Annotated in this window: 5 protein-coding genes; all 5 read right to left on the bottom strand. The window is 69.8% G+C overall.

All coding sequences use genetic code 11. The features are described 5' to 3' along the window. Positions 1-704 (bottom strand): 1-(5-phosphoribosyl)-5-[(5-phosphoribosylamino)methylideneamino]imidazole-4-carboxamide isomerase (hisA, locus tag AC04L7_RS12760; protein WP_475513131.1); only part of this gene is annotated, 704 nt, incomplete at its 3' end. Continuing rightward, complete coding sequence (gene hisH, locus AC04L7_RS12755) at positions 701-1300, bottom strand: imidazole glycerol phosphate synthase subunit HisH (protein WP_435998017.1); 600 nt, start codon at positions 1298-1300, stop codon at positions 701-703. The genes hisA and hisH, both read right to left, overlap by 4 nt. Further along, positions 1300-2373 (bottom strand): bifunctional histidinol-phosphatase/imidazoleglycerol-phosphate dehydratase HisB, encoded by a 1074-nt coding sequence (hisB, locus tag AC04L7_RS12750; RefSeq protein ID WP_435998015.1) that lies wholly within the window; start codon positions 2371-2373, stop codon positions 1300-1302. Before hisB ends, hisH begins: the two co-directional genes overlap by 1 nt. Continuing rightward, a complete protein-coding gene (gene hisC, locus AC04L7_RS12745) occupies positions 2370-3452 on the bottom strand; it encodes a histidinol-phosphate transaminase (RefSeq protein WP_435998013.1) in 1083 nt (360 codons plus the stop codon). Before hisC ends, hisB begins: the two co-directional genes overlap by 4 nt. Further along, positions 3449-4666 (bottom strand): histidinol dehydrogenase (gene hisD / locus AC04L7_RS12740; protein ID WP_475513130.1); only part of this gene is annotated, 1218 nt, incomplete at its 5' end. The genes hisD and hisC, both read right to left, overlap by 4 nt.

Below are 4666 nucleotides of genomic sequence, written 5' to 3'. Positions count from 1 at the left end.
CCTTCGAGCAGCGCGCGGCCCAGCACGATGCCGGCGCAGCCCGCCTCGCGGGCGCCCTCGACGTCGGCGACGGCGCTGACGCCACCCGACGCCTGCACCGCCAGCGACGGGACGGTGTCGTGGAGGTAGGCGTAGAGCGCCAAGTTGGAGCCGGTCAGCATGCCGTCGCGCGCGATGTCGGTGCACAGCAGGTGGCGCAGGCCGGCGTCGGCGTAGCGCACGGCGAGTTCGTCCAGCGTCTCCGACGCGGTCTCGGTCCAGCCATGCACGGGCAACCGCCAGATGCCGTCGCGGTCACGGCGCGAATCCAGCGCCACGGTAATGCGCTCGCTGCCGAACTCGGCCAGCCACGCCAGCACGGTGTCCGGCTCGCGAACCGCCAGCGACCCGATCACCACACGGTCGGCGCCTGCATCGAGGATACGGGCCACATCGTCGCGCTGGCGCACGCCACCGCCCRTCTGCACCTTCAGCGGCGTGTTCCGCGCGATCTCGCCCAGCAGCGGCGCAAGCGTGTAGCCGCCCGCACGTGCCGCATCCAGGTCGACCAGGTGCAGCCACTGCGCGCCCTGCTCGGCGTAGCGCGACGCGACATCGAGCGGCGCGCCTTCGTAGCGCGTCTCGCGCGCGTAGTCGCCCTGCGCCAGGCGCACCACGCGGCCATCGCGCACGTCGATGGCGGGATATACGATGAAACCGGTCATTGCAGTCCGTACTCGATGAAATTCTTCAGCAAGCGGGCGCCGATGGCCCCCGATCGCTCGGGATGGAACTGCGCGCCGGCCACGTTGCCGCGTTGCACGATCGCGGCGAAATGCTGGCCATGCTCGCTGCTGGAGAGACAGTCGTCGTCGACCGGCGCGGCATAGCTGTGGACGAAGTAGGCATGGTCGCCGTCCTCTATTCCCTCCACCAGCGAGCTGTCGCGTCGCCGCTGCAGCGTATTCCAGCCCATGTGCGGCACACGGATGCCGGGCGAGGCCTGCAGTTTCCGTACGCGTCCCGGCAACAGGCCCAGGCACGTGGTGTCGTCTTCTTCCGAGTGCGCGAACAACAGCTGGACGCCCACGCACACGCCCAGCAAGGGTTTTTCGAGCGTGCGCAGCACATCGACCAGCGCCAGGTCCTCGAGCCGTTTCATGCAGACGGCCGCCGCGCCGACACCCGGCAGGATCACCCGGTCGGCGGCACGGATCGCCGCCGCATCCCCGGTCAGTTCCGCGTCCACGCCGAGGCGTTCCAGGGCATAGCGCACCGATCCGATATTGGAGCCGCCCGCATCCACCAGCACCACCCGCATCACAGCGCGCCCTTGGTGGAAGGCAGGTCGGCGCCTTCGCGCTTGATCGCCTGGCGCAAGGCCCGCGCCAGCGCCTTGAAGCTGGCTTCCACCTTGTGGTGGTCGTTGTCGCCCTCGACCTTCAGATTGAGGTTCAGGCCGGAGGCGTCGCAGAGCGAACGGAAGAAATGCGGTACCAGTTCGGTCGGCAGGTCGCCGACACGCTCGCGCTTGAATTCGCCGCTGAAGACGAAGTACGGCCGCCCGCTGAAATCGAGCGCGGCACTGGCCAGCGTCTCGTCCATCGGCAGCGTGAAGCCGTAACGGCCGATGCCGCGCTTGTCGCCCAGCGCTTCCTTCAGCGCCTGGCCGAGCGCCAGGCCGGTGTCCTCGACGGTGTGATGCTCGTCGATGTGGAGGTCGCCGTCGGCACGCACGTCCAGCGCAAAGCCGCCGTGCTTGCCGATCTGTTCGAGCATGTGGTCGAAGAACGGCAGGCCGGTCCTCGCGACAGGGTCGGCCACGCGGTCGAGGTCCACCTCGACACGGATCTTCGTCTCCTTCGTATTGCGTTGGACCACCGCGCGGCGCGGCGCATCCGCCAGTGCGTGCGCGATGCCGGCCCAGTCCCACTCGCCGCCGAACTGCGCCGTCTTCAGCTGGAAGCCGCGGATCTTCAGGTTGTCGGCGAACTGGATGTCGGTCGGGCGGTCGCCGACCATGCCCGAGCGTGCCCAGTCGATGCTGCGGTCCTGCAGGTAGGGAACCATCAGCCCGATGCCCGGCTTGCGCGTGGGCCTGTTCTCGTGCGGCCAGCTGTCGTCGATCAGCACGTCGCGGAAGCGGATGCCCTGGCTCTCGAACACCTGCATCATCAGCGCCTGCGGGCCGTCGAAGCTGGCGCGCGGATACTGCTCGCTGCCCAGGCCGTCCTGGTTGCTGACGATGACGAATTCATAGCCGGCGTCCCGCAGTTTCAGCAGCGCCGGGATGACGCCGGCCACGAAGCGCACCTTTTCGTACGCATCGATCTGGAAGTCCTCGGGCTCCTCGATCAGGGTGCCGTCGCGGTCGATGAAGAGGATGGGCGTCACGCGGCTTGCTCCCGCGCGTCGAGGGCTGCGATGACGCGGTCGTTCTGGGCCGGCGAACCGATCGTGATGCGCAGGGCGTCGGCCAGTTGCGGCGCGGCGCGCTGGTCGCGCACCACCACGCCCGCGGCCAGCAACGCACGGAAGGCACCTTCGGCATCGTCGAAGCGTGCCAGCAGGTAGTTCCCCTGCGAGGGATAGACGCGACGCACGCCGGGCGTCCTTTCCAGCGCGGCCTGCAGCCTCGAGCGCTCGCTGCGCACGCTCGCGACGCGTTCGCGCGTCTGCGCCAGTGCCGCGTCGGACAAGGCCTCCAGCGCGAGGTCGGCACAGGGCGTCGGCACGGGATACGGCGCCTGGCAGCGCTGCAGCACGGCCACCAGCTCCGCATCGCCGATCACCACCCCGATGCGCGCCGCCGCGAGCGCATGCGCTTTGGACAGCGTGCGCAGGACGGCGATGTTGGCGTGGTCATCCAGCAGCGTCGTCGCGGAAGGGCCATCGGCGAACTCGCCATACGCTTCGTCCACGACCACCAGCGCGCGACCCTCCAGGGTACGCGCCAAGGCGGCGACTTCATCGAGTGGAATGGCGGAGCCGGCCGGATTCGACGGTGAGCACAGGAACACGAGCTTGGCGCCCTGCCCCAGTGCGGCCTCGCGGATGGCATCGAGGTCGGCGGCCAGACCCGCGTCGCTCTCCCGCAACGGCACTTCGATGATGGGCGCACCCTGCAGGCGCGCACAGACGGCGTACATGCCGAATACCGGTGGCGTCACCACGATCGCGTCCTGTCCCGGCACGCACAGGGCGCGCACCAGCAGGTCGATGGCCTCGTCGCTGCCGCGTCCGACCAGCAGGTGTTCCGGCCCGACGCCATACAGCTGCGCCAGCCGCGCGCGCAACGCCGGCGGCTGGGGATCCGGATAGCGGCGGCTGCGGCCCTGCCCGTCCGCCGGGTTCGGCCAGGCGGACTCGTTCGCGTTCAACCATACATCGCCCTGCAACGCTTCGCTGCGCGCGGACTTGTAGCCGGCGAACCCGCGCAGGTCCGGGCGGACCAGGGAAAGGACGGCGCTCATGCGGCCACCTTGCGCAGGCGCAGCGCGACCGCGTTGGCATGCGCGTCCAGCCCTTCGGCGCGCGCGAGCGTCAGTGCGCAATCGCCGATGGCCGCGATGCCGGCACGGCTGGCCGACTGCACGCTGACGAAATTCTGGAAGCTGGCCACGCTGACGCCACTGTAGGCGCGAGCAGCGCCACTGGTGGGCAGCACGTGGTTAGTCCCGCTGCAGTAATCGCCCAGCGCCTCCGGCGTGTAATCGCCGAGGAAGACCGACCCGGCCGCTTCCACCTTGTCCAACCAGGCACGCGGCTCGCGCAGCGCCATGATCAGGTGTTCCGGCGCATAGCGGTTGCTGATGGCGAAGGCCTCCTCCAGCGTCGCCACCTTGACCAGGCGCGACGCCGACAGCGACTGCCGTGCGATGTCGGCACGATCCAGCGCCGCGAGTTGCGCAGCCAGTTCGGCCTGCACGCGTTCGATCAGCCCCTCATCGTCCGACAGCAGCAGCACCTGCGAATCCGGGCCGTGTTCGGCTTGGGACAGCAGGTCGGCCGCCACGAAGGCCGCATCCGCGCCGGCATCGGCGATCACCAGGACCTCCGACGGGCCGGCCGGCATATCGATGGCGGCGGCGCCGGCCTGGGCGACCTGGCGCTTCGCTTCCGTCACGTAGCTGTTGCCGGGACCGAACAACTTGTCGCACGCCGGCACACTGTCCGTGCCGAAGGCCATCGCCGCGATCGCCTGCGCGCCGCCCAGCTTGAAAACGCGGCGCACGCCGGTCAGCCGGGCAGCCACCAGCACCGCCGGATCGGCGCTGCCATCCCTTCGCGGCGGCGTGCACAACACGACCTCGCGACAGCCGGCCAGACGGGAAGGAATTCCCAGCATCAGCGCGGTGGACGGCAACGGCGCGGTGCCGGCGGGCACATACAGGCCCACGCGCGGAATCGGCAGGATCATGCGCTCGCAGACGACGCCCGGCGCCGTTTCCACCGCGTAAGACTGCGCCATGCCGGCACGGTGGAATGCGTCGATGCGGTCCGCCGCCTGCTGCATCGCCTCGCGCAGGTCGGCGGGCACGGCCGCGTGGGCAGCGGCGAATTCTTCTTCGCCGACCTCGAACGCGGCCAGTTCGACGCCATCGAAGCGCGCGGTGACCTCACGCAGCGCGGCATCTCCCCGCGCCCGAACGTCGGCCAGCAGGCCGGCCACGGCATCCTGCGTGCG

Source organism: Pseudoxanthomonas sp. LjRoot204_2, from assembly GCF_056175765.1.
This window is presented reverse-complemented; position numbering and strand designations above follow the sequence as displayed.